General features: G+C 61.7%; 23 protein-coding genes. 8 read left to right on the top strand and 15 right to left on the bottom strand.

Annotation, left to right across the window (positions count from 1 at the left end):
- Nucleotides 1-15 precede the first annotated feature (15 nt).
- The 4 genes from V3B64_RS04305 to V3B64_RS04290 all read right to left on the bottom strand — a co-directional run bounded on the left by V3B64_RS04305 (nt 16) and on the right by V3B64_RS04290 (nt 3,564).
- A complete protein-coding gene (locus tag V3B64_RS04305) occupies nt 16-1,338 on the bottom strand; it encodes an XVIPCD domain-containing protein (protein ID WP_329913690.1) in 1,323 nt (440 codons plus the stop codon).
- A 31-nt stretch (nt 1,339-1,369) separates the two neighbouring features.
- Nucleotides 1,370-2,233 carry a hypothetical protein gene (locus V3B64_RS04300; protein WP_071227577.1) on the bottom strand — a complete coding sequence of 288 codons (864 nt, stop codon included), beginning with the start codon at nt 2,231-2,233 and terminating at the stop codon, nt 1,370-1,372.
- Nucleotides 2,234-2,309: 76 nt separating this feature from the next.
- Nucleotides 2,310-2,717: a hypothetical protein gene (locus tag V3B64_RS04295; protein WP_049398248.1), complete on the bottom strand. Its 408-nt coding sequence runs from the start codon at nt 2,715-2,717 to the stop codon at nt 2,310-2,312.
- Between the two features lie 499 nt (nt 2,718-3,216).
- Nucleotides 3,217-3,564 carry a winged helix-turn-helix transcriptional regulator gene (locus tag V3B64_RS04290; protein WP_049398249.1) on the bottom strand — a complete coding sequence of 116 codons (348 nt, stop codon included), beginning with the start codon at nt 3,562-3,564 and terminating at the stop codon, nt 3,217-3,219.
- A 102-nt stretch (nt 3,565-3,666) separates the two neighbouring features.
- Here V3B64_RS04290 and V3B64_RS04285 point away from each other — a divergent pair, with 102 nt between their 5' ends.
- Entirely contained in the window at nt 3,667-4,656 is a 990-nt protein-coding gene (locus V3B64_RS04285; RefSeq protein ID WP_329913689.1) for an MDR family oxidoreductase, read from the top strand.
- A 68-nt stretch (nt 4,657-4,724) separates the two neighbouring features.
- On the opposite strand, the gene V3B64_RS04280 is transcribed toward V3B64_RS04285, so the two are convergent.
- Nucleotides 4,725-5,459 carry a hypothetical protein gene (locus V3B64_RS04280; protein ID WP_329913688.1) on the bottom strand — a complete coding sequence of 245 codons (735 nt, stop codon included), beginning with the start codon at nt 5,457-5,459 and terminating at the stop codon, nt 4,725-4,727.
- Between the two features lie 179 nt (nt 5,460-5,638).
- Here V3B64_RS04280 and V3B64_RS04275 point away from each other — a divergent pair, with 179 nt between their 5' ends.
- Nucleotides 5,639-8,392, top strand: a complete 2,754-nt coding sequence (locus V3B64_RS04275; RefSeq protein ID WP_329913732.1) for a UvrD-helicase domain-containing protein — start codon at nt 5,639-5,641, stop codon at nt 8,390-8,392.
- Between the two features lie 255 nt (nt 8,393-8,647).
- On the opposite strand, the gene V3B64_RS04270 is transcribed toward V3B64_RS04275, so the two are convergent.
- Complete coding sequence (locus V3B64_RS04270) at nt 8,648-9,241, bottom strand: suppressor of fused domain protein (RefSeq protein WP_329913687.1); 594 nt, start codon at nt 9,239-9,241, stop codon at nt 8,648-8,650.
- Between the two features lie 545 nt (nt 9,242-9,786).
- Nucleotides 9,787-10,635, bottom strand: coding sequence for a hypothetical protein (locus V3B64_RS04265; RefSeq protein ID WP_329913686.1), 849 nt, complete (start codon nt 10,633-10,635; stop codon nt 9,787-9,789).
- 989 nt (nt 10,636-11,624) lie between these two features.
- Between V3B64_RS04265 and V3B64_RS04260 the strand changes: the two genes are divergently transcribed.
- Entirely contained in the window at nt 11,625-11,942 is a 318-nt protein-coding gene (locus tag V3B64_RS04260) for a hypothetical protein (protein ID WP_329913685.1), read from the top strand.
- Between the two features lie 50 nt (nt 11,943-11,992).
- Here V3B64_RS04260 and mobQ read toward each other — a convergent pair whose 3' ends face one another.
- Nucleotides 11,993-13,570, bottom strand: a complete 1,578-nt coding sequence (gene mobQ, locus V3B64_RS04255) for a MobQ family relaxase (protein WP_329913684.1) — start codon at nt 13,568-13,570, stop codon at nt 11,993-11,995.
- 263 nt (nt 13,571-13,833) lie between these two features.
- On the opposite strand from mobQ, the gene V3B64_RS04250 reads away from it, so the two are divergent.
- Together V3B64_RS04250 and V3B64_RS04245 are read left to right on the top strand one after the other, a co-directional pair.
- A complete protein-coding gene (locus tag V3B64_RS04250; RefSeq protein ID WP_329913683.1) occupies nt 13,834-14,157 on the top strand; it encodes a hypothetical protein in 324 nt (107 codons plus the stop codon).
- Between the two features lie 154 nt (nt 14,158-14,311).
- Nucleotides 14,312-14,590 (top strand): hypothetical protein, encoded by a 279-nt coding sequence (locus tag V3B64_RS04245; RefSeq protein ID WP_329913682.1) that lies wholly within the window; start codon nt 14,312-14,314, stop codon nt 14,588-14,590.
- Between the two features lie 54 nt (nt 14,591-14,644).
- Here the strand turns inward: V3B64_RS04245 and V3B64_RS04240 are convergent, their stop codons facing one another.
- The 3 genes from V3B64_RS04240 to V3B64_RS04230 all read right to left on the bottom strand — a co-directional run bounded on the left by V3B64_RS04240 (nt 14,645) and on the right by V3B64_RS04230 (nt 16,687).
- A complete protein-coding gene (locus tag V3B64_RS04240; protein ID WP_329913681.1) occupies nt 14,645-14,911 on the bottom strand; it encodes a hypothetical protein in 267 nt (88 codons plus the stop codon).
- Nucleotides 14,912-15,091: 180 nt separating this feature from the next.
- Nucleotides 15,092-16,087 (bottom strand): CorA family divalent cation transporter, encoded by a 996-nt coding sequence (locus V3B64_RS04235; protein WP_329913680.1) that lies wholly within the window; start codon nt 16,085-16,087, stop codon nt 15,092-15,094.
- A gap of 186 nt (nt 16,088-16,273) precedes the next feature.
- Nucleotides 16,274-16,687, bottom strand: a complete 414-nt coding sequence (locus V3B64_RS04230) for a hypothetical protein (protein ID WP_329913679.1) — start codon at nt 16,685-16,687, stop codon at nt 16,274-16,276.
- Between the two features lie 236 nt (nt 16,688-16,923).
- On the opposite strand from V3B64_RS04230, the gene V3B64_RS04225 reads away from it, so the two are divergent.
- The 3 genes from V3B64_RS04225 to V3B64_RS04215 are packed head-to-tail and all read left to right on the top strand — an operon-like array spanning nt 16,924 to nt 18,657.
- Nucleotides 16,924-17,421, top strand: coding sequence for a ferritin-like domain-containing protein (locus V3B64_RS04225; RefSeq protein ID WP_312309201.1), 498 nt, complete (start codon nt 16,924-16,926; stop codon nt 17,419-17,421).
- A 44-nt stretch (nt 17,422-17,465) separates the two neighbouring features.
- A complete protein-coding gene (locus tag V3B64_RS04220) occupies nt 17,466-18,104 on the top strand; it encodes a DUF6766 family protein (RefSeq protein ID WP_329913678.1) in 639 nt (212 codons plus the stop codon).
- A 1-nt stretch (nt 18,105) separates the two neighbouring features.
- The gene (locus V3B64_RS04215) at nt 18,106-18,657 is read left to right on the top strand and encodes an isochorismatase family cysteine hydrolase (protein ID WP_329913677.1); all 552 of its coding nucleotides are present in this window, start codon (nt 18,106-18,108) and stop codon (nt 18,655-18,657) included.
- A 19-nt stretch (nt 18,658-18,676) separates the two neighbouring features.
- Here the strand turns inward: V3B64_RS04215 and V3B64_RS04210 are convergent, their stop codons facing one another.
- From V3B64_RS04210 to V3B64_RS04195, 4 genes are all read right to left on the bottom strand, one after another.
- Nucleotides 18,677-19,114 carry a BLUF domain-containing protein gene (locus tag V3B64_RS04210; protein ID WP_329913676.1) on the bottom strand — a complete coding sequence of 146 codons (438 nt, stop codon included), beginning with the start codon at nt 19,112-19,114 and terminating at the stop codon, nt 18,677-18,679.
- A gap of 93 nt (nt 19,115-19,207) precedes the next feature.
- Nucleotides 19,208-21,754: a DNA ligase D gene (ligD, locus tag V3B64_RS04205; protein ID WP_329913675.1), complete on the bottom strand. Its 2,547-nt coding sequence runs from the start codon at nt 21,752-21,754 to the stop codon at nt 19,208-19,210.
- A gap of 12 nt (nt 21,755-21,766) precedes the next feature.
- Nucleotides 21,767-21,943 (bottom strand): DUF3606 domain-containing protein, encoded by a 177-nt coding sequence (locus V3B64_RS04200; RefSeq protein ID WP_008266817.1) that lies wholly within the window; start codon nt 21,941-21,943, stop codon nt 21,767-21,769.
- 19 nt (nt 21,944-21,962) lie between these two features.
- Nucleotides 21,963-22,907 carry a Ku protein gene (locus V3B64_RS04195; protein WP_329913674.1) on the bottom strand — a complete coding sequence of 315 codons (945 nt, stop codon included), beginning with the start codon at nt 22,905-22,907 and terminating at the stop codon, nt 21,963-21,965.
- Nucleotides 22,908-22,991: the final 84 nt, after the last annotated feature.

Here is a 22,991-nt window from a genome sequence, read left to right as displayed (position 1 = left end):
TGCAGCGGTGCGATTTCAACCCATCCGCACCGCGTGACTCTCGCGAGCCTGCACTTCGATATCCTGCTGGCGCTGCATGACCGCCTGCTGCCGCTCCAGACTGGCGGCTTCCATCTGCTGCAACGACTGCGCAACCGGCGTATGCACTGCTACATCTGTGGGCATTGAAACGCGCAGGTGGGCGGGATCGTTCATCTCGCCCTGCACCACGAACACGTTCCGCCCTGCGGGAGTGTCGGCCGTCTGGGCGCTCAGCAGCACGTGATCGGCGCGTTCAAGCTGGTTGCGGCGGGCCAAGGCCATCACGCTCGCCACAAGACGCTCGCTGTTCTCATCGTGGGTGCGCCCGGCGCTGGCATCGATCGCGGCAACGCCTTCGCGCACCTGCTGCATCAGTGCGTACTCGCGATGGCCTGGGCCGATGTCCGCCAGGCGGGTCAGCGCCTGTGAGGGATCCGGCACGTCGTCCACCGCTGCGGTCAGCGGGCTGCGGGTAATGGTCCGATACGGGTCGTCCGGGTGGAACTGGGTACGTTTTTCCTGGCGTTCCAGACGAACCTCGCGCGCGTCGTTGAGTTCAGCGATACGGGCGGGATCGGTGATCTCGCGCAGCGACATGTGACCGCCGCCCGCATTGACGCTTGCCCATTTTCTGTCCGCTTCGAAGTACATCGCGTAATAGCTGTTGCCACCGATGATGTTCGGATCGACCGCCGAGCGCCCTTCCAGGGCCTGGGTGGCTTCCAGCACACTCAACCGGGTCAGGTACTGGCCGCCCTTCGTCCATCCCATCTGGCTGATGGCATCGACGCTGGTGTTGCCTACGCGGGGGCCTCCGGCGTAGTCGTTGTTGAGCATGTTGGTCCAGATCTGTTCCAGCTTCTCGGGGCCGCTCTTCTGCTCCGCCGCCTGCAGCAGCACGCGCGGCGTCCAGCAGTTGGGATCAAGCTCATGCCGTTCAAATGCCCGGTCGTGGGCCAGCATCACATCCTTGCCGGGAAGATTCAGTGCCAGGTCTGGGCGGCGTTCGTTCATCCACTGCCGCCGCAGTTCAAGATCTCTTTCGAGCAGGGTCTGCCCGAAGGACTCCCATTGCCGCTCGGTCAACTGTGCATTCGAGAAACGGGATCCCTCTTCCTGCTGGGTCTTCGCGTAGCTCTGTGCATAGCTGTTCGCTACGCGCCCCGGCAGGCTGTCATTGCGTACAACACCCAGCGCCAGTGTCCCGTACCCATCGGCGCCCGGCAGCTGCGACAGGTAGTTCCAGTAAAGCTCGCGGTTGCCATCTCTGGCATAGCTGCCAAGGATTCTGAGATCGTGTTCGGTCAATCCACTCATGCCTTACCCCTTCTCTTCCCTGAACCACCGATCACTTGGACCGGGTGCGCGCGATGACATCCCTGACGGCCTCTTCCATACGCTTCCAGTCCTTCAGAAACGCTCTCTTGTAGTCCAGGCTGATGGACAGCCTGTTGTCGATGTCCACGAAATAGTGAACGCAGCCCGCTGCCACTTCTCCCGGCTCGCTGATCACCTCGCCCCCCTCCAACCGCACGCCATCGCGTCGGAATTCCTCGCCGTCACATTTGATGAACGAGCTGATCCGGCCATCGCCCTGGCGTGCGATGTACCAGTCTCTCTCATAGGCCGGATTGCGGACAGGCGGCTTCCCGTACCGCGCCTCATGCTTCTTCGCGTACAACACCATCTTCGCTTCATCGATTGCATAGGGCGTCAGACCCAAGGTCTCCGGCTGTGCAACGCGTTGATCGAGACGGTCCCTGGGATCCTCCCTTTCCACAGAGCCCTCCTCCGTGATGGCTTCATTTGACGACAGCCTTGAGAGCAGTGTTTCGACGGGAACCCGATCAACGTAGTTGATCCGAATGGGAATCTCCTTCCGGAAATCATTCGTACGTGGGTTCGCCCGGGCGCCCGGCGGCGTCGGCTTCATGTCCGGCCATTCGATGACCAGGGTCACACCTTCTCCGGGCCACGGTGCGATCTGGCTGTCCAGATAATTGGCCGGAATGCGGAAGGTATTCGGCCCGAGCTTCACGTCCACGGGCGCATCGGTATAGGTGTGGCCGTTGATCGTGCGGCCGGTCTGGGTTGCGCCGGACATGGCGGGATTCCTTTCATTCTCGGTGGACGGCGGCCGTGCACACGCGCTGGCACTCACTGCGATGGCAAGTGCCAGCGGCAGACAACGGCGGGGGGACATCACGTGCATGGGCATTCCATTGCAGGGCTCCTGGGCCACTATAGGCAAGCGGGCGTCAACGGAACAGGAACCGCATCGCGGTCTTTCACGGAACCAGGCAGCATTCCAGCTGCAGCGACAGGGCCTGGCAGGCGTTGAACAGCCCGTCGACCAGCGCTGCGGACGGGTAGCACGCGGGATCGTCGCTCTCCCGCGCCACATGCGCGGCATGCAGCAAGGCGGTAAGCGCAGTGATGCCCGACGCGCTGCGGGTGGCCAGGGCCAGATCGAAGGCTCGGCCTGGGCTGAGCCGGGTTTCGGTCCAGGGCTGGCCGTCGGCGCGCAGATTCCCACCATGCGCTTGAAGGTGCGCGAAGAACGCTGAGGGCACGACGGACTCCGCAGATTCACAGAGCGCGCCTTCCAGCTTCTCGGCCAGGGCCGCGGGAAGATCGCGCACTGCGGTGCCGAGCAGCTCGCGCAGGCGGGGAACGTCAGGGGTACGGTCAGGCATGGCGACAACCTCACGGTGTGGCCACCTGCAGATGCAAGGTGGCGGACGGTGCGGGTTGGCGTGCCGGATACGTACCACTAAAGCCGGCGGATCAGGAGATCCCCACGCACCGTCCGCCATGAACTGGCAGGCGGTGCATTGTCGCGGCTGCCGCCGAGGCAGCAAGCACGACCGGTAGTGGTACGTAAGTTCGGGACGCCAATCCCGGCCAGGGCGAGTGCCTTGGCGCGGGCATGATTGCCGCACTGAACCTGCACTGAGAAGTAGGAAAATCCCGCGCTGACGCGGTCTTACGCCGGTAGCGTCACGGCATGGCGGGTTATCCATCGACTGATGCACTTCGCCAGCAAACGTGCCCGGCTGGCGTGCGCTATCTGGACACCCTATCCAGCCATACACGACACGTCCATCGAGACACACGCTGCCCACTGGTGACCGCGGCCGTTGGCGAAACCGAAGTGCGCGCGCAGCGAAAGCACGTACGCGGCCCCTTCATCCTTCAGCTGTTGGCGTCCTCGCTCTTATGGCCGCGATAGGTTTCACCCCACTCGCGCATGGCAAGGAGTACCGGCACCAGCGTGCGCCCGAATTCAGACAGTTCGTATTCCACCTTCGGTGGCACTTCCGGGTACACGTGGCGGATCACCACGCCGTCAGCCTCCAGTTCCCGCAGCTGGCTGGTCAGCATGGACTGGGTGGCGTTGGGCACACGCCGCGTCAGCTCCATGAAGCGTCGCTTGCCTGTCATCAGGTGAAACAGAATGATCGGCTTCCACACGCCGCCCATCACCGACAGCGTGACTTCCACCGCGCAACCGCTCTTGCCGTCCCAACGCCTGCTACGCATGCATACTCCGGAAAACCATAGTACCTACGGAAAATCATCGTTCTTGTTGCGATAACGGTGCGAGCCTAGCATGGGCTCATCCACTGAACGTGAGACCGCACCATGAGTTTCAAGGCACTGCTGACCCGCAAGACCAACGACGGCGTTTCCACGGAGCTGGTCGATTTCGATGAAGCCAACCTGATGGATGGCGACGTGCTGGTGCAGGTCGAGTACTCCACGCTGAACTACAAGGACGCGCTGGCCCTCACCGGCACGCGCCCGGTGATCCGGACGTTCCCGTTAATCCCTGGCATCGATCTGGCTGGCGTTGTACTGGAATCGGGCAATGCCGGTTTCCAACCCGGTGACCGCGTGGTGTTGAACGGCTGGGATCTCAGCATGAGCCACCACGGCGGCCTCGCCCAGCGTGCCCGTGTTCGCGGCGAATGGCTCAACAGGATTCCCGCCAACCTGAGCACCCGCGACGCCATGGCCATCGGCACAGCAGGCTATACCGCCATGCTGTGCGTGCTGGCACTGGAAGATGCAGGCGTGACGCCCGGGAAGGGCGATGTGCTGGTCACCGGCGCCAACGGCGGCGTCGGCTCGATTGCGGTGGCGATCCTGTCCAAGCTTGGCTATCGCGTAGTGGCTGCCACCGGGCGACCTGAACACGCCGAGTATCTGCACAGCCTGGGCGCCGCCGAGATCATCGACCGCGCGCAGCTTTCAGCCCCGCGCGAGCGGCCGGTGAGTGCCGAGCGCTGGGCCGGCGTGGTCGATGTGGCGGGCGGCCCCACCCTCGTCAACGCCATTGCCGAGACGAAATACCGTGGCGCAGTGGCCGCCTGCGGGCTGGCGCAGAGTGATGATCTGCATGGCTCGGTGCTGCCCTTCATTCTCCGCAACGTGACGCTTGCCGGCGTGGATTCGGTGAATGCGCCGCAGGCCGTCCGCCAGCGCGCCTGGGATCGTCTTGCCACCGATCTGGACCCGCAGAAGCTGGAAAGCACCGTGCAGTTGATCGGGCTTGCCGGCGTGCTGGACGTCTACGACCAGATCATTCCGGGCAAGGTGCGTGGGCGGATTGTTGTGGATGTGAATGCGTGACGGCAGGCAGTCCCGCGGTGGCACGCTGCCGCCGCGGGGCCGATGCCGTGCTGTGCGTCAATGCAGCGCTATTCTGAAACTTCAATCGGCAGCTTGCATTCGCTGCGGAACTTCCCCGCTTTCTGGTCCAGTTCAGCACGTAGCTTCGGAATCCTCGCCAGCTTGCTGCGCATCGTCGCGATGGGCAGCACGCCCTTGGCGTAGCTTTCCGTCACACCCAGAGCGTTAGGCGCACCGCGGATGTGCCACACCAGTTTTTCCAGGCCCGTACCGTAAGCCAGCAGCGTATCCAAAGACAGAAAAGCCCTTCCGCCGAGGTTTCCGTTTCGGAGGCGATTCCAGTCCATATTGCCTGTCAGGCTGGTGGAGTAGACCGAAAACTGCTTGTTCGGATCTTCCGACCGATACAGGTGTATCCAGGTGTGTCCGGGATCCTTCGGCTCCTGGCCGATTTCCTTGGCGTCAAAACGGAAACCCATGGCCACTACGACCTCAGCCTCTGGAACAGCCTTCTGGCGCGTCGCGTCTTGTGGCCAGTAGTAATTCAGGGTCCAGCTGCTGGCCATGCCAGTGCCGAATGGCGTGCTGTTTGACGTCCATTCGTAGGTGTCGCGCGATGCCGTGGCACCCGTTGCTGCGTCCACCTCCCGGGACACACTCCATGTTCCGTCCGCTTCCTCAGTCCAGAAGCCACAGAACAGTGATGGGGTGGACGATTGCGCCGCCGCAGGCAGTGCTGCCAAAGACAGTACAACAGCCAGAAGGCAGTTGCGGCCAGATGTAGAGAACATTCCTGCAGGCATTGGATTCCTTCCCGGGGCGCCATCCACGGAGTAGTCGGAGCCATCCGCTACGGCATGGCGACAGCCTAACCCACTCCGACCACACGGCAACAGTCACGCGCCTGATCAAGCCCCCTTATCATGGGGCTGTAAGGGCACTTTACGCCCAGTGACGTACGCAAGGCAGTATCTGGATGTCTATGGAATGGCGCCCCTCGGGCTGGGGCCAGCGTGTGACCCGCTCGCCGGACTGGCGGCTGCGGCTGGATGGCGAGCATGTCGAGCTTCTGATTGAAGGCCGGCAGTACCGCCAACACATCGATGATGACCAGCGTGTGCGGATTCTTCCGGGCCTGTTCTGGGCCAGGGTTGCGCTGCAGAGCGAGGACGGCGAAACGCTGTCCGTGGACGGCCTGCCCAACGGCCAAGCTTCCCGCCTCGCGGCTGCTGTCCACCAGGTGCTCTTCGCGCGCACCACACGCGGGCGCAAGGCGCTTTTCGAGGGCATCCTGGAGCAGATCCAATCGTGGCTGGCCGAGGCCGACGCCCTCACTGACCGGGGCACCGCCGGCCGCCGCTGGATCACCCACGAACAGCAGCACATCCTGCTGGCCGAGCGCCCCACCCTGCCCTTGTCGCCGGCCGAGCTGGAACGGCTGTTCCTTGATGAGGATGTGCACGACGACCTGCACTCCCATAGCCATCGTGCCGCATTGGATGCCCTGCACGACTGGCAGCTGGATTGGCCCGCCGTATGGGGGGACGCCAATGCGACCATGGCGACGCGGGAGCGGGTACTGGCCAAGGATTTCCTGGACCGGGTCGAGAGCAAGCCGCTGACCGACGAACAGGCCCGCGCGGTCATATGCTTCGACAATCGCGTGCAGGTCGTGGCCGCAGCCGGCTCTGGCAAGACCTCCACCATGGTCGCCAAGGCCGCTTATGCCATTGATCGCGGCTTTGTCGAACCCGAACGGATGGTGATGCTCGCCTTCAACAAGGATGCCGCCAGGGAGCTTGAAGAGCGCGCGCAGCGATGCTTCGACCGGCTCGGTATGGGCGACACCGTGGTTGAAGCCCGGACCTTCCACGCCCTCGGCCTGGCCATCGTCGCCAAGGCCACCGGACGCAAGCCCGACATCCCCGAATGGACCACTGACGCCACGCTGGGCTTCAACAAGCTGGCCGAACTGGTGGACGATCTGAAGGATCGCTCGACCCACTTCCGCACCCAGTGGGACATGTTCCGCCTGGTGTTCGGGCGTGACCTGCCGCCATTCGGCGCGGAAATGGAGGCCGATGGCTACGATCGCGATGGCACGCCCTACATCCGTACCCTGCAGGGGGAACGGGTGAAGAGCCTGGAAGAGTGCGTGATCGCCGACTGGCTCTTCTATAACGGCGTGACGTACGACTACGAGCGGCGCTACGAGTTCGACACTGCGACAGACACCCATCGCCAGTATCGTCCGGACTTCTACTATCCGGACGCCCAGCTGTATCACGAGCACTTTGCGCTGGATGCCGATGGCCAGCCGCCGAAGCACTTTGCCAACTACAGCGAAGGGATGCACTGGAAGCGCCAGCAGCATGTGGCGCGCGGCACGGCCCTTGTCGAGACGACATCCTTTGGCCTGCGCAGCGGGCATGCCCTGCTGGATCTCGCAGAGAAGCTTGGCGAGTGCGACATCGAGCTCGACCCGAACCCGGACCGCGAGCTGCCCGATCAGGGCGCCAAGCCGATGCCCGATGCGGACCTGATCGGCTTGATGCGCACCTTCATTGCCCACGCCAAGAGCAACTGCCTGACGCTGGACGATATGGCCGCACGCCTGCGGCAGATGCCCGAAGACCAGTTCAAGGAGCGGCACCGTCGCTTCCTGGAAATCGCCGGGCCGGTTTTCCAGGCCTGGGACAACGCACTGGCTGACGAGCGCGGCATCGACTTCGAAGACATGCTCAATATGGCCGCTGGACTGCTGGAACAGGGCCGCTACGAATCGCCTTACGATCTGGTGATGGCCGATGAATTCCAGGACGCATCGCGCGCCCGCGCACGCCTCTGCCGTGCATTGGTCAGCCGCCCCGGCCGCTATCTGTTTGCGGTGGGCGATGACTGGCAGTCGATCAACCGCTTCGCCGGGGCCGACGTTTCGGTGATGACCGGATTCCGCGAGTGGATGGGCCATGGCCAGGTGCTGAAACTGCAGCAGACGTTCCGCTGCCCACAGGCGCTCTGCGATGTGTCCAGCCGCTTCATCAGCCGCAACCCCGCGCAGATCGCCAAAGCAGTTCGCTCAGCTGCAACGGCCATGGGCCCGGTGCTGCAGGCGTTCCAGATGAATCGGCGTGAGGAGGTGCAGGATGGCGTTCGCCAGTACCTCGCCAAGCTGCATCAGCAGTTGTTGTCCGGGGCGGTGCCGCAAGGGCGCAACGGACGCGTGACGGTCTTCATCCTGGGGCGCTACCGCGCCGATCGCAGCGCGATGCCTTCGGATTGGAAGACAGCCTTCGGCAGCACGATGGAGGTCGAATTCCTGACCGCACATCGATCGAAGGGGCGCGAAGCGGACTACGTGATCCTGCCGGGCATGATCAACCGCAGCTTCCCGAGCCTGCGCTCGGATGACCCGGTGCTTTCGCTGGCTATGCCAGATGGGGATACCTACCCACTGAGCGAAGAACGGCGGTTGTTCTATGTCGCGCTGACGCGGGCGCGACGGTCGGTGGCGATGTTCACCCTGCAGGGGAAGCGTTCGCCGTTCCTGGATGAGCTGGTGAAGGACGGGGCAGTGGAAATAACAAGCCTGTCTGGCGTGGCCATCAATGAAGAACGCTGCCCAGTGTGCAAGGTGGGCGTGTTCGTGGACCGCAGTGGGCCGCATGGGGCGTTCCGGTCGTGCTCCAGTTACCCGTTGTGCCACAACAAGCCGAAGGGTGGGCGTCGCGGGTAAGTGCATTCTTCTGCGCACTCAGCGCGGCGATGTTCGACCTGGCCAAACTTTCATCAAGAACTATGCCCGGAGCCTGGTCCCGCCAGGGGATCAGCCATCCATGCTGCAGCTGGACCTCGTCAACTTTCGATGGATGACCCCATGGAACAGTGGCATCTCGCGACACTGCTGGCGTTATTCCTGCACCGGATCGAGATGACGGGCGCATCATGCCGCCCCTTCTCGGCCAGCCGACTCGGCTAGGGCGTCAACGCCTCAATCCAGTGCTACCTGCTGCCTCGACATGTCCAGTATGTTCACATTCTGGTCGACGAGCTGGGCTTCAAAGACGTCGCTGCCGAATTCCTGGATAAACAAGCGCTCCTCCTCGTAGATCGAGATGCATTGAAGCCAGTTGACCTGCAGCGGCGGAATATCAAGTTGCGGAAAATGATCTTCATTCCAGAAGAAGGGTACAGCCAGATAAACGTGAGGCATCCTTGGATTTGGAGTATAATCACGAAATATGTTATCCACAACGCACCCCGGAAGGACAGATCTCTTAGTCTTTATGATGTGGAGCGCGACTGACGCAACGGCATTCACCCAGTAGCCCTCAGAGGCGAGCGCTGCGGCACATAGCTCAACTCTCGTGAAGAGCTCATCACCAGAACCTGTAATCAACGCAACCTCGGACAAACCGATCGTTCCGATCGATACAATCTCCGGGTCGACGGGGTCCAGGCAGGTCAGCATGTCGATTGACGCAGCCCCCGTCTCATCCAGGTATTCCCGGACCTCTGGCTTGCCACCAAATATCTTCTGCTCGTATTTAGCTACCAATCTGCAGTGAGCACTTGGGGTAGACATTTATCACTCCGGACTTCAGTCAATTGTAGTTTTTACGTCCTTCTAACCTCGCGACACCGCGCTAGTCCCGCAGAAGCTGGAGTTGGGGTCAGACCTTCCATGTAACGCCGCCTCACACTGAGTAGTGCAGAGGCGGGATCAAGACATAGCTCAACGGCATCGCACAACTCTAGGTTGGCGCCCTTATGGACACGCATGAGGTGCGGCAGTCTAGCGAAGGGAGATGGCGAGTCAATGCAACTATGCAGAATTTGATGAAAGGTAGCGACGCAATTGACACCCCGCTTCCATCTTTAACCCGTGAGGCCGTGCCGCTGGACTGCGTTGGCTGTAACCAACTTTTGAACGTAAGAGTGCGCGAGGTACAGGGCTCCAGCGGACGAGGGGGCGATAGCGTCATGCTTGCGCTGTGATAGCTGAGGGGCATCCTTGTGCGGCGCATCGGCCGCTTGCCAACTACAGCGAAGGGTCGCCAAGCAGGATCAGAAGGTTGCAGCTCTTTTAGAACCGTCCGTGATATCGGGGTAGAACCCGAGAGGTCGGCATCAGGCTTGACGTACTCCCCAAGTTCCATCACCTCTAAGCTCAATGCCAAGCTGATACGCAATCATCGGAAACATAGACTCGGGCAGGCTTCCACCATTCATTTCGCGAAGCCATTTGTCCACTAAGTCTGTCAGCATTGCTGCAAGAGCAGCGTGCATGCGCGGCGAACTGTTGCAGGTTGCCAGAGCAATAGCCCAATCCTCAGATGCGTACCTCGCCTCAAACTCCCTCGCAGAATCGTGAAGTATCGAAACATGGAGAACGCCACGGATCGACGTAGCAACCAGCGCATAAGGTCGATGATGGAAGACGGCACCTGCGTCTTGCTTCAGGCCACCGACAACGTGTGCCAGCCACCCATCTGGCAGCGGCGACTTAAGACTGATGGTTGACCCCGTGCGGTGGTAGCTTCCCTGCTTGAACGCCGCATAGTCGCTCTGGAAATCTCTCAGGACGATGGGAAGCGCAGCCTCATCCAGCTCACTTGGAGCGCGAGGATTATTCGTGTTGCGAGCCAGCCGCCAGTGCGCAAGGGTAAGACCCGCAGAGATCTTTTTGTGCCAAAGGTGAATTTCGTCGGTACTCGCGATGCACTGCTTTACCCGATTCTCCACATTTCCAAAGAACTGGTTCTCGACGAAATCCGCCGCAGCCCGAAACTCCTTCATCCTAGCCAATGCGGTGCGCGATCCCATCTCAATGCGCTTGTCATTCAAACAGTTAGCGGAGAGCATCCACTTTGGAATCACGCGCTCTTCCGTGAGCTTGGCAGGAATCGCTCCGGTGAAGAGACAGCACTGGACAAAGTCGGTCCTTTCCAGCTCTTTCCTGTCAAAGCAGACCTCCATCTGCAGCTCCGTAGTGATCTTTTGGGCAGACGAGGTGAACCAACACCCCTGTGATTTGAGCTTACGCAATTAAGGGAAATGCATCGCTCGGGATCGCGAGCGGGAACCTTTGAGTTACCCGGTTAGCGGATGCATATGCGCGAGCCCCCTCGCGATAGATGTCTCCGTCTTCATTGAGCGAACGGAGGGTAACGGTGATCACCGTGCGCATCAGATCCTGCACCAGCGGTTCGTTTGCGCGACCAGTCATGCCTGAGAGGGCCTTCCTATGGGCCTTCACAAGCGACCAAAGGCATTCGCATACGCGGCCCTGGCAGTTCCAACGATCCAACCACGCTAGCCCTTCACAAACTATGGGAGCTGCACAGCAGCGGGCACAGCTGAAGCTGAGCAGGCAAGTCTGGGCAGTCTGCCTCGGCGCTGATCGTTGGCCCTGGCCTCTTTGCTTCCACAGCCGTGGGCAGCAATCGCACGCCCCACTGTTTCAGGAACGGCCCGGCGGAGGAAGATAAGAAGGCGCCAGCGAGTGTGGGCAACACCGCCCTGGGGGCGATACCCCGATCTCCGAACGAGCACCGCCTCTGTCAGGCAAGAGATGGCGTCCAGACTCGTCCATGTACACCCAAGCGGGGATGGCATACCAGCTGGCATACCCGATTTAGAGTCGAATGATTTTATATATCAAAATCAATGACTTGCATAAAAATTTGGCGGAGAGAGTGGGATCGGATCAACTTCGGTCCAACCCCTTCTCACCATTGCAGGAAGCCTGACTGACAGGTTTCCTTTCGATGTTTCCTCGATGATAGCCGGTCTCATGGGCCTGCATCCACCGCCTTTCCAAGCGGCTCCCTCTGCGTCAGAACCCCCAGCCCACCTCATCTGGAGCGCGAACTTTCATTTTTGTGAATAGGGCCTCAGTCTGGGCTCTTGCTATTGGGGTGGCGCGCGCTTTGATGAGTGAACCATCTAAGCTCAAAGGAGCAATCATGTTGTCCAACCCCCAGTTCCTCGTTGCCGGCCAAATCCTCACGGGGTTGATGTGCGGCCGGCAACCACGCGAATCAGGTGAATGTGCCAAGGAAGTCACGTATGCCCTGGAAGCTTCGGCGGAGCTGATTCGGCAGTGGCAAGGCCTCAACCTTCCTACCTATGATTACAAGCCACCCACGCCCGTGGCGGCCGCGCGAACACGGGAGGCGTTGGTGGACCGCGCCTTCGTCGCCACGGAACAGTGGCGGCGGGACCGCATGAACAAAGCGTCGAGCCCCCCTTCTGTTGGAAGCTCAGGGCCCGCCCTCCACTGACGGGTCCAAACACAGCCACACAAAGCCCCGCAAAGCGGGGCTTGTTTCGTTCAATGGAACCGTGGACGAGGGGTGCTGGGGCGGAGAGTCGGTGGGGCTGTATCACGGGCAGGCCCCCGTCGCGGCACGTGGCTGACGGTTGTAGGCTCTACCCGAGGAGGTTCTCTCAGGAGAAATGCCTGACTGAGCCCTTCTAGATGTTCGGCCCGAGCGGCGAGCTCTTGGGCGCATGCCATTTCTTGTTCTGGTGTCGCAGCTGCTTGGGCCTTGGCCAGCTCCGCAGTGCGTTGTTCGAGCGCAGCCAGGCGACGCCCTCGCCTCTTCTCCCATTCCCCTTTCGACCAGGACGGACCGGGCTCAGCGTGGTTCGCCACGAAATCTTCCCAGGACTGCTCAGCCATGTGTTTGAGTTGAATGGCACGTCGCACCGCCTCAATACGGCGAGGGAAGCGCGCCAAGGCCGCAGCAAAGCGTCGTAGCCCCACGAGGAGCCGGCTGAGAAGCGAGCGGTATTCCTTGCCTTCATCGGAAGCAACGGGGTTCGCGGCCACCATATGCACAGCCTTCAACGTGTTGTGGAGCCCCTGGGCAGCGAGGTCACCCTTCAGTTGCGTGCCCTGATGAATCACCTCTGCCCGGATCGACTCAAGCGTTGCGGTTGCTGGCCCTGACTCAACCTCCGATCCTTGGCGCCCTGCGCTGGCAACCCGAGCCATACCCGGCGACATCTCGATGTGGCCATCTTGAAACGCCAGCGTCGCCGTCGAGCACCTGCGCGATTCCCGACGCGCCTTTTGCCTGGTATGGCCGGTCGGCGTTTCCATTGCCCTGCCCTCTTGCTCAAACTGCCTGAGCATTTCATTGAAGGTCTCTTCGTTGTCCTCCTCAATGAATCGGTTTTCCTCGCCTCGTCGTGACCTGCCCCCACGTCTCTCGATGGCAGAGGCGTCTTTCCCTACATGCTGCGTCGGCTCCCGCGACAGCACGGCGGCCGCGACCAAGTCTCCGCGCGCAAAGGCGTCGTCGGCCTGAGCCTTCAGGCTGCGGTGGTCGATACGAACGTCCAGGCTGGCTGCTTCTAGATGGGCGTTGGTGATTCGGGCGACCAGTTCCCTGACCCACTCCACTTCCGCCCTGCCCGATGGCCCACCGTCCAACTCTTTGGTCTTGTCGGTAAAGCCATCGGGCCCCAAGCGCCGGGTGGTGGCCAACACATGCACATGCCAGTTCAACCCGTCCTTGCTTCCTGGGCTATGGATGCTCGCCTGCGCAGCGAAGCCGTAACGGTCGACCAAGGCACGCGTGACCTCGGCAGCCAGGGCCGAGCGCTGCTCATCACTGAGCTCGTGGGGGAGCGCAAACTCGAACTCTCTGGCAATCGTCGAGTCCTTGCGCCGCTCTGCGGCCTCGGCCTGAGTCCAAAGCGCGGCCGGAATCAAGGCCCAATCGGGAGCACCGTCCGGAATGACGCACCGCGTCTCGACCACGCCGTCGCGTCGGCGATAGTCGTGGCGCTGCCCGGTGCGTTCGTCCTCGAGCAGGAGGCCGGCACGGTAGGCCGCTGCTGCGATGGATGAGTGGCCCTTGGCCCGACTGAAGGTTTTGACGTTGGCGTGGTAGATGGCCATGAGGCTCCGAAGCGGTGGAAGTTGCTTCGTTTATGCCGTGGCTTTCGATTTTCGCAAGCGCTGAAAGCGATTGGGGTTCAAGGGGCGAAGCCCTTTGCGCACGTGTTCCCCCGGGAACACCTAGGTGCGCTCTTGCATTTTGCTTTGAGTCGCCAAGCTCAGGCCCCAGGGGGTCAACAGAAACGTCGTAGAACGATTACGAAAGCTACCTTGACGACGCTAGTTTCTCTGCTTGACTGATGACGTATCCGCAGGAGAGCCCTATGAGCGCCATTGACCACTACCAAGACCGCATTGCCCGCGCGACCGAGCGACTCGCCCAACTACAAGCGAGAGACTTGCTGGCGCGGCAAAGGCGAGAAAGCAAAGCAAAGGAGCTTGAAAAGCGCGACCAAGCCAAGCGCTGCCTACGCATAGCACAACTTGTCGTTCTAGCTGGTGCGGACAAGATCCAGGATGAAGAGCTGGTAGGCGTTCTCTCGATTCACATGGCCTCCCGAACCGAAGCTTCCGTGCGCCAGTCCGCCGTCGAGCGGGGAAATCTGCTCATCGAAGATGTGGCCAGAGGTTCACGAGGACTGCACTGAGGCGACAGAGCCACCGACGGGGCTCACAGACGCGCTGTGTGCCCAGTCTATTTAGCCGGGCGAGCGTCACGTGATCCAACGCCCTCGTTCACTTCAATACCGATTCCTCCGTGGCAAGGTGGGAGCCACTGTCGGACACAATCAACGGAGCACCATGCATCCCGATGTCCTCGGCTGGGCCGCGACCGCCGTCCTGATTGCCACACTGGTCCGGCAGATGATCAAACAGTGGCAGTCGCCGCACCCCGAGACCGTCTCCAAGTGGCTGTTCGTCGGTCAGATGACCGCGTCCACCTTGTTCACCATCTACAGTGCGCTCTTGGGTTCAACGGTGTTTGTCGTGACCAATGCCCTCCTGTTGCTCACGGCAGTGATCGGGCAAGTCCTGGCTTGGCGTCGGCGCAAACGAGTCGGGACGCCGCCCCCCTGCTGACACCGAAGGTGGCGAAAAGCGGCGGTAGTGGATGTGCGGCAGCCGCGTTCCGGTTCAGTTCCGAAACGGGCGTCGCCGAATGTGCTCCACGCGCCCTCCCGCAGTGACCAGGGTAGAGATTGCCCATTCGCTTGAAGCGTCCACTGGGGCGAGCAACAAGATCTCAATGCCAGCCCCCAACGCCTTGCCTTTCCACACCTCCACCGAGCCTTCACCGGGCACGTTATACAGGCCCAACTCCAGCGTCAGTTCGATCAGCTCCGGCCTTGCCTGAATCCCGTCGAGGACACTGCACAACGCATCAAAGCGGACATCCCTCACTCCCCCTTCCATCGGCCCCTGCCTGCGTTCCACCATCGTTTCCAGATTACTTCATGGTCGATCGAGCGCGACGGGGTCGATCTGAATCAGTCAGGGGAACGCCGGTTTTCTGACACCCGATTTGCCTACGCTATCCCGCCGCGTCACCGGAAACCGGTCCAGCAACCATCGATTGGTGATCTACAGCCATCCGCGTCGACGCCCGACGACTATGGAAGCCGCGCCCAACCCAGCCATGATGCCCACTGCGATCCAGAACCCTTCGGTCTTCATGCCGAAGAAGTTTGCATCGAAGTTCATGCCCAAGGCACCCGCAATGACGGCCAGCAAGCCCGTCACCACCGTTACGAAGGTCAGCAGCTTCATGCGCTCGTTGGTCTGGAGCTCGGTCTGGGTGCTGAACAGCTGGAAGCTCCCCACAACCAGCTCTCGGGCGTTCTCAACAACGTCCAACGCACGCTCGAACCGGTCGTCCAGATCGCGCAGGTGCCGCGCCACGTCTTCGGCGCCGTCTGGCACGAAGTCTGGTCGGGACAGGCCGTCGAAGACCGCGCGGTGCGGTGCCAACATCCGTCGCAGTCGAGATGCCGCGGCTCGAAGCGTGGCGAGCTCGGGCAAGGCCGAACGGCCCGGGGGCTGGTCGGACAGGATCCGGCTTTCCAAGCGTTCGATCTCCACCTCAAACAGCGCAACGGCGGAGAAATACGTGGAGAGATGCCAGTCCAACAATGCAGCGACGAAGCTCGCCTCGCCCAAGCAGCCGATGTCGCGGGCGCTCTCAGGCTCGCGCTCCCGCAGGTCGGCCAAGAAAGCAATGTCATCGTCGTGGTGGGTCACGACAAAGTTGGGCCCGGCGAGCACGGTCAGCACCGCGCCCTGGAACTTCAGCCCTTTACCGCGTAACACCGCCACCACGCGCGCCATGAAATGGTCGGCGAACTTTTCCAGGCGGGGATTGGTGGAGATGGGGGCGTTGGGGAGGGATGCTGGGTTCAACTTCAAGACGCGCCACACCTGCTCGACTTGATGAGTCGGCGTTCCACAAAGATCCACCCAAAGCAGCTCGTCGTCGCTGGGAGTAATGCTGGGAAGATCGTCCAGGCTGAGCGTGCAACTGCCTTTCTCTCGGTAAACCTTGATGGTCAAGCCACTTTCAGCAACATCGGAGGTGTTCATGCGAAGATCTTGCCGAGGGCGGGTTGTGGCAGGCGTGAAGACCAAACGCGTTCGCAGGCCATGCAGCGCTGAGTGCATAACCCCGGCTCAGCCCCCGGCTCAGTGCCTCGCCCGTTGGCGGAGCCAAGAAACCCACCCTTGCCCCGCGCCGCAACGACGGATGCCCCCACCGCGATCAAAGGCTGTTCAGCACTCGGCGTCCGCGATTCGCACGTAAGCTTCCGTCATGGCCGCAGAAAAATCGGTCCCGCATCGAAACGCATTCAGCAACGCGCCCAAGAGATAGCGGTGCTCGTCCACGGGGAACAAGTCCACGTGGTTTTCTCCCTCGCGGTTAGCGTGCTTTACTGCATTCCGAAGGCCCACCATGTCCTCTTTAATGTCACGGTAGGCCAGATCCTGGCGGGCGCTCATCTGCTTGGCCACGTTGAGCATGTGCTCACCAATGGTGGGGGTGTCGTTGGCTGGGGGAAGTGCCCGAAGCATGTCCTCCGCCGTGCCGGCCAGAAGCACCACGGTGGCCGGGTGCCGCCCTGCCAGATACAGCATGCACGCCGCTTCCAAATGGCCGATGGCGATGTCCAGCTTGCTCAAACGCATGGGACCACGCCTTTAGTGGGATTGGCCATCATACCTTTTGCAGACCATGCCCTGGGCCGCGTGCCGTCCTGACACAGCAAAGGAACGCGAAGCACAGTTTGGGCGCTTACGGTGGTGTCGTGTTTGTCCGCCTCCCCTCATCCAAGCGGGCGTGAGAACCTTGCGTGCAGGCCCCTTCACACCCCTTCGCCGGCGGGCGGCGCATGGTGATCCCTCTTCCTCACTGGGATGCATCCATGGCTATCAAAACGGCTGAAGAACTGTTCGTGCACGAGCTTTCCGACATTTACAGCGCCGAAAAACAGCTGACCAAAGCCCTGCCTCGCCTAGCCCGCGCGGCCGAAAATCCCGACTTGGCAGCGGCTTTCGAGACCCACCTGGAAGAGACGCAAGGGCAGATCGAACGCATCGACCAGGTCGTCGAGGTGCTGGGCATCCGCCTCAAGCGCATCAAGTGCGCAGCAATGGAAGGCCTGGTGGAGGAAGGGAAGGAAGTGATTGACTCGATTGAGAAGGGCCCCGTCCGGGATGCGGCCCTGATCGGCGGTGCGCAGAAGGTCGAGCACTACGAAATCGCTTCCTACGGCACCATCGCAGCCCTCGCCAAACAGCTGGGCTACAAAGACGCCTTGCCCTACCTCTTGGAAACCCTCGAAGAGGAAAAGGCGACGGATGAAAAGCTCACGTTGCTGGCCGAGCAAGGCGGCAACCAGAGCGCTGCCAGCAAGAAGTAACCCCGGAACGGGCCTTCGAGCCCGCTCTCCCTCAGGAGCACAACATGTGGCGTCGCAATGGGCTGTCGATCGTGCTTTTTGCGTTGATGGCCGTGTTCTTGGTGGCACAAGCATTGACCGGCTGGCAGGTCCACAACGAGGAACTGGCCCAGCACGGCCTGCCCTCCCTGACGTTTCTGAGCTACCTCACCACGGGCCACTTCAGCAGCGCCACGTTCGAGAACTGGGAAAGCGAGTTCCTCCAGATGGGCATGTATGTGCTCCTGACCGTGCGGCTGCGACAAGCGGGATCCGCTGAATCCCGGCCCTTGGATCCGGCGGAAGAGGACTCCCGCGTTGAGCCGGGTGCAACCCCTTGGCCCGTCCGCAAGGGCGGACTGTGGAAGGGCCTTTACGGTCACTCATTGGCCATTGCCTTTTTCTTCCTCTTCTTGATGTCATTTGCCCTACACGCCTTGGGAAGCTGGAGGGCAAAAGCCGCCGAGAATCAGCTAGATGGCTTGGCTGCACCCTCCTTTCTCGATCACCTCTTCAGCAGCGACTTCTGGTTCGAGTCCATGCAGAACTGGCAAAGCGAGTTCTTGGCCGTGCTAGCCCTAGTGGTGCTGACCATCTTCCTCCGGCAAAAGGATTCGCCGCAGTCGAAAGCGGTAGAAGCGCCTCACTCGCAGACGGGGGACTGACGTGCCCAAGCCCGCGCTCCTGATCATCGACCTGTTCAGTCGGTTTGACTTCCCGGACGGTGAGCGCTTGGCCCCTTTGGCCGTGGAGGCCGCGGCATCCGTCGCGACGCTGCGCCGGCTGTTTGATGAACAGCGCTGGCCTGTCATCTACGCCAATGACAACTTCGGCAACTGGAAATGTGGCTTTCGCGAGCTGGTCGACGAATGCACGAACACGCCTGGCGCGCCACAGCGCATTGCCCAGCTGCTGCGCCCCGGCCCGGACCACTACACCATTCTCAAGCCCAAGCACTCCGCATTTCTGTCCACCCCGCTGCAGATCCTCTTGGAGAAGGTCGAAGTCGGCCCTCTGGTTTTGACCGGCATGGCGATGGACTCCTGCGTTCTTGCGACGGCTATCGATGCCAACTCCCGAGAACATGAGTGCCTCGTGGTGTCGGACGCGGCAGCCGTTCTTCCTGAGCGCCGGCAAGCGACGTTGGACGTGCTGGACCAGTCCGGGGTGGCCAAGACCCTTTCATCGCAGGAAGTGCCCGCCGAGCTGCTCTCCTGACAAGTCGGACTACTGGCTTTCAGGCCCGGCTTGGCGGGGACAGGAACGGCCTCAAATACGCCTGCAGCAGGCCTATGGCGGCATCGGCACTTGGTCTTTCGCCGTCGGCCGTCCCGTCGTCTGACCAGTCCGCATTCACCACGCGGCGCAGCTGGGTAGGATCGGCCAGAAGCCACCGCATCGGCCAATCGGGCACCAAGCGATTTCCCGGCCGCCCGCGTCCCAACTCTTGTGGCCCCATGTGGTGTGGGGAGCGCTGAACGCGCGCGAACGCCACGTCGAGGCCTGCGGCAGGCCCCTCCAGGTATTGAAGGAAATGGATGCCGTCGAACAGCAGGACTCCGGTGACTCCTACTTCGCGGTTGAAGGCCGCCGCGTCGTCCACCAGGGCATCCAAGTGCGAGGGGTTCCAGGGCTGGACCGCTGTGCTGAGGAAGGCCATTGCAAGGACGGGCATCGGGAAGCTCTTTCAACCACTGACGCTTCCACACTAGCCGGTGGGCCAGAAACATCCGGTGACGGACGATCGGGCCCATTCAGCCTAATGGCCTCACTCCTTTTGCGCCCATCTCGCCAGGTTCTGACGGAGAGCATCGATGCCCTCCCAGGGATCCTTTCGGCGGCGCTTGAGCTTTGCCGGCACGTCCTTGATCGTGAACGCATCGGCACGCTTCAGCTTGGCCAACTCATTCCATGCCAAGGGCATTGCTACCGGAGCGCCTGGCCGGCCCCGCAGCGAATAGGAGGCCACGGCGGTGGCACCCCGGCCATTGCGCAAGTAGTCCACGAAGATTCGCTTGTTTCGCAGGCTTTTGGTGGCGGTCGCCAGGAAGCGCTGGGGTTCGGACTGCGCCAACGCGTCGGCGAACCCCTTGGCGAACCGCTTGGTCAAATCCCAGTCGCACCCGGGGTCGAGGGGCACCACGACATGGAGTCCCTTGCCTCCTGACACCCGCAGGAACGACTCGAGCTCCAGCTGGGCCAAGAGCTTTCGAATGTCGGTGGCGGCCTTTTTGACCTCTGCGAAGGGCACGTCCGGGCCCGGATCCAAGTCGAACACGACCCGATCAGCTCGGTCCGGCTCCTCCGCGTGGCTGCCCCATGGGTGGAACTCCAAGGCATTGAACTGGACCAGCTCCAAAAGGCTGGCTGCATCACGCACCACGAGGTAGTGGGCGTTGATGCCGCTCTCCTCCTTCAGCTTGACCGAGTCGACCAACTCCAGCCCGGCGGTGTGGTGTTTTTGGAAGAAGCAGGGCTTGCCGGTGCCGGCGGGACAGCGAATGATTGACAGGGGCCGGTTGATGACCTCGGGCAACAGGTGGTCCATCACCGCCGAGTAGTAGTCCCAGACGTCTTGTTTGGTATAGCCATCGCCAGGGAAGAGGACCTTGGTCGGGGAGGACAGCTTGGGGGGCGTTCGGTCGGCTAGAGGCTTTGCGGCGGTCTTGCTGGCAGAAGACGCCGCCGATGCCCGCTTCCCACGGGCGGGTTTTGCCGGAGCGGCGCGGTCCGAGTCCGTTAGATCGGCCACGTCCTTGTCAGCCCTTATTGCCTTCAGGGAAGCCTGACGCAACAGTTGCTGCCCGCCGATGCCACGATAGAACACCTCCACCACAAACCGTGGTTCAAACCACGTGGCAGAGCGAAGATCAGTGTCTTCCGTGGGCACGTAGGCCGTCGGCTTCTTGCCTCCGCCTTGGATCCTCTTGCTCACGTCCTTGATCAACGGGTCAGAGAACCCGGTGCCCACCCGGCCTACGTAAAGCCAACCGTGCTTGGCGTCAGGCTTGGCCAGCAAGAGCGACCCAAATCCGCTGCGGCTGCCTTTGGGGTCTGTGTAACCGACCACCGCGAACTCATCGCTGGCCAGCTGCTTGGTCTTGCGCCAATCGTCGCTGCGACCGGTGTGATAGCCACGATCGGCACGCTTGGAAATGATGCCTTCAAAGTGCTGTTCGCCAGCCAGGCGGTAGGCTTCGGAGCCGTCGCCTTGGACGTGAGAGCTGAAGGCCAAGTGGCCGGTTTGGCCCTTCAGCAGCTCCTGCAGGAGCGCCTTGCGCTCCAACAGAGGCGCGGCGGCCACGTCCACGCCATCGATGTGCAGCAGGTCAAAGAGCGCGTAGGCCAGCGCCCCTTGCCGCTCTCCGGACAACGTTGCTTGAAGCAGGTTGAAGTCTTCTTTGGTGCCCGATCCTGCAATGAGTTCGCCGTCTAGGGCGGCAGAGGTGAGCCCCAGCGCCGCCACGGCATCACGTATCTCGGGAATCTTGTCGGTCCACTCCAATGCATTGCGTGACCAAAGCCGGACGGCTCCTTCGGCGACTGTTGCCAAGATTCGGTAGCCGTCCCATTTGATTTCGTGAACCCACTGGTCGCCTTGTGGCGGGGCCTCCCCCAGCTTGGCCAACTGGGGCTCAAAGGGGCCGGATGGAGCGGCGGCCTCCTTAGCCTTGGACAGCGCCAACGCCTTCTTAGCCCAGTTCTTCCGTCGCGCGCGCTTGGCGGGAAGCGCGCTGAGCTTCTTCTTGTCGGCCTTTCCGCCGCCGGCCCTCTTGATGTCTGCCGCTGGGGCCGCCGACACGTCGGCGAGCAGATCATCCGCCTCCAGATCGCCGGCAAACGCGTCGTCGTCTTTGAACAGCAGCCACTGGGGTTGACGGGCGGGCTTTCCGGACCGAACGAGGTGCCACCCGCCTTTGAGCTTGGTTCCAAACAGCTCAAAGGGCAGGTGGCCCTTGGCGAGTTGGGCCTCCGGGTCGCCCTGGGTGGCCCAAACGCCGTGGTCAAACTGGGCCACGTGCCCGCCGCCGTATTGTCCCTTGGGGATTTCGCCTTCAAAGGTCGCGTAATCCACGGGATGGTCTTCTACTTCCACCGCCATGCGCTTGACCTTGGGGTCGTAACTGGGGCCCTTCGGCACGGCCCAGCTTTTCAGGGCATCGCCGACCTGCAGGCGGAAATCGTAGTGCCGGCGGCTGGCGTGGTGGAGTTGGACCACGAAAATGGCGCGCTGCCCTTGGGGCAGCGCTTTGCCAGGCTCCGGCTCCTTGGTCTGGTCAAAGCGGCGTTTACGGCGGTATTCGACCAAGGACACGACGGCTCCTCGTTACTTGCCCAGGTGCTTGCGAACCGCCGCAGCGGTGGGGCCCACGGCTTTGACGGCGGCCCGGAGCTCGTCGGCGGACACGCCCAGCGCCTTGGTCCAATACTGCAGCTCGTAATCTTCGTTGACATTGATGCGGTCGCGGTCCGGGCTGCCGGTGTTCTTCTTGTCGTCGCTCATGGCACTCTCCTTGGTGATATCAGGCGCTCTTTCGAGCCTTCTTGGTGGGGGCCTGCTTTGCGGCTTTTTTTGCTGGGGCCTTCTTTACGGCGGCCTTCTTGGCAGGCTTGCTGTCTTTAGCGGCGGGCTTAGAAGCGGTCTTCACTGGGGTTGCCTTCGCCGGGGTGCGCTTATTGGTTTCCAAGCTCTTTTGGAGCAAGGCCATGAAGTCCACCACGTTGGTCGCAGAGTCTTCGCGGTGCTCTGGCTCTTCAAAGGTCGTCGTGGCCCCGGCCTGCTTCACCCGCTTTTTGATGATGTCGGACAGACGCTCGCGGAACTCATCTTGGTAGCTATCCGGTTCCCACTCAGAGGTCATGCTCTCAATGAGCTGCTTCGCCATCTCGAGCTCTTTGGGGGCCACGCGGTAGTCGGATGCCCCGCCCTGCGGCAGTTTGTATTCGTCGGGTGCAACCAGCTCCTGCGGGTAGCGGAGCAGCATCATGACCAAGGCATCGTCTTCCGGCATCACGGCACAAATGTATTCGCGCGTGCGGATGACCACGCGAGCGATGCCCACCTTTCCGGTCTCCTTGAGCGTCTCCCGCAGCAGCACATACCCCTTCTCGGCCTTCTTACCGGGCACCAGAATGTAGGGCTTCTCGAAGAACCGCAGCCCAATGCTCTTGGCGTCTACGAACGCTTCTACGTCGATGGACTCGTGCGTCTCAGGCGCGGCCGCAGCGATGTCTTCCTTCTCAATGACGACGTAGCTGCCTTTGTCGTATTCAAAGGCTTTGACGATGTCCTTCCAGGGCACTTCTTCGCCGGTTTCGGCGTTGACCCGCTCGTAACGGATAGGCTTTTTGTTCCGCGCATCCAGCATGCGAAAGCTCAAGTCCATGCGTCGCTCGCCAGACATCAGTGACACAGGGACGTTGAGCAGGCCGAAGGACAACGAACCACTCCAGATGGGCCTGGGCATGCCAGTTGCCTCCAATCCTAGGGCCTTTCGTTGTAGGCCCCGCACCGTCGGCCGGGCGTGAACCCGGCCGGTCAGGCTTACTCA

Source organism: Stenotrophomonas sp. SMYL86 (assembly GCF_036320025.1).
GTDB classification, from domain to species: domain Bacteria; phylum Pseudomonadota; class Gammaproteobacteria; order Xanthomonadales; family Xanthomonadaceae; genus Stenotrophomonas; species Stenotrophomonas maltophilia_A.
This window is presented reverse-complemented; position numbering and strand designations above follow the sequence as displayed.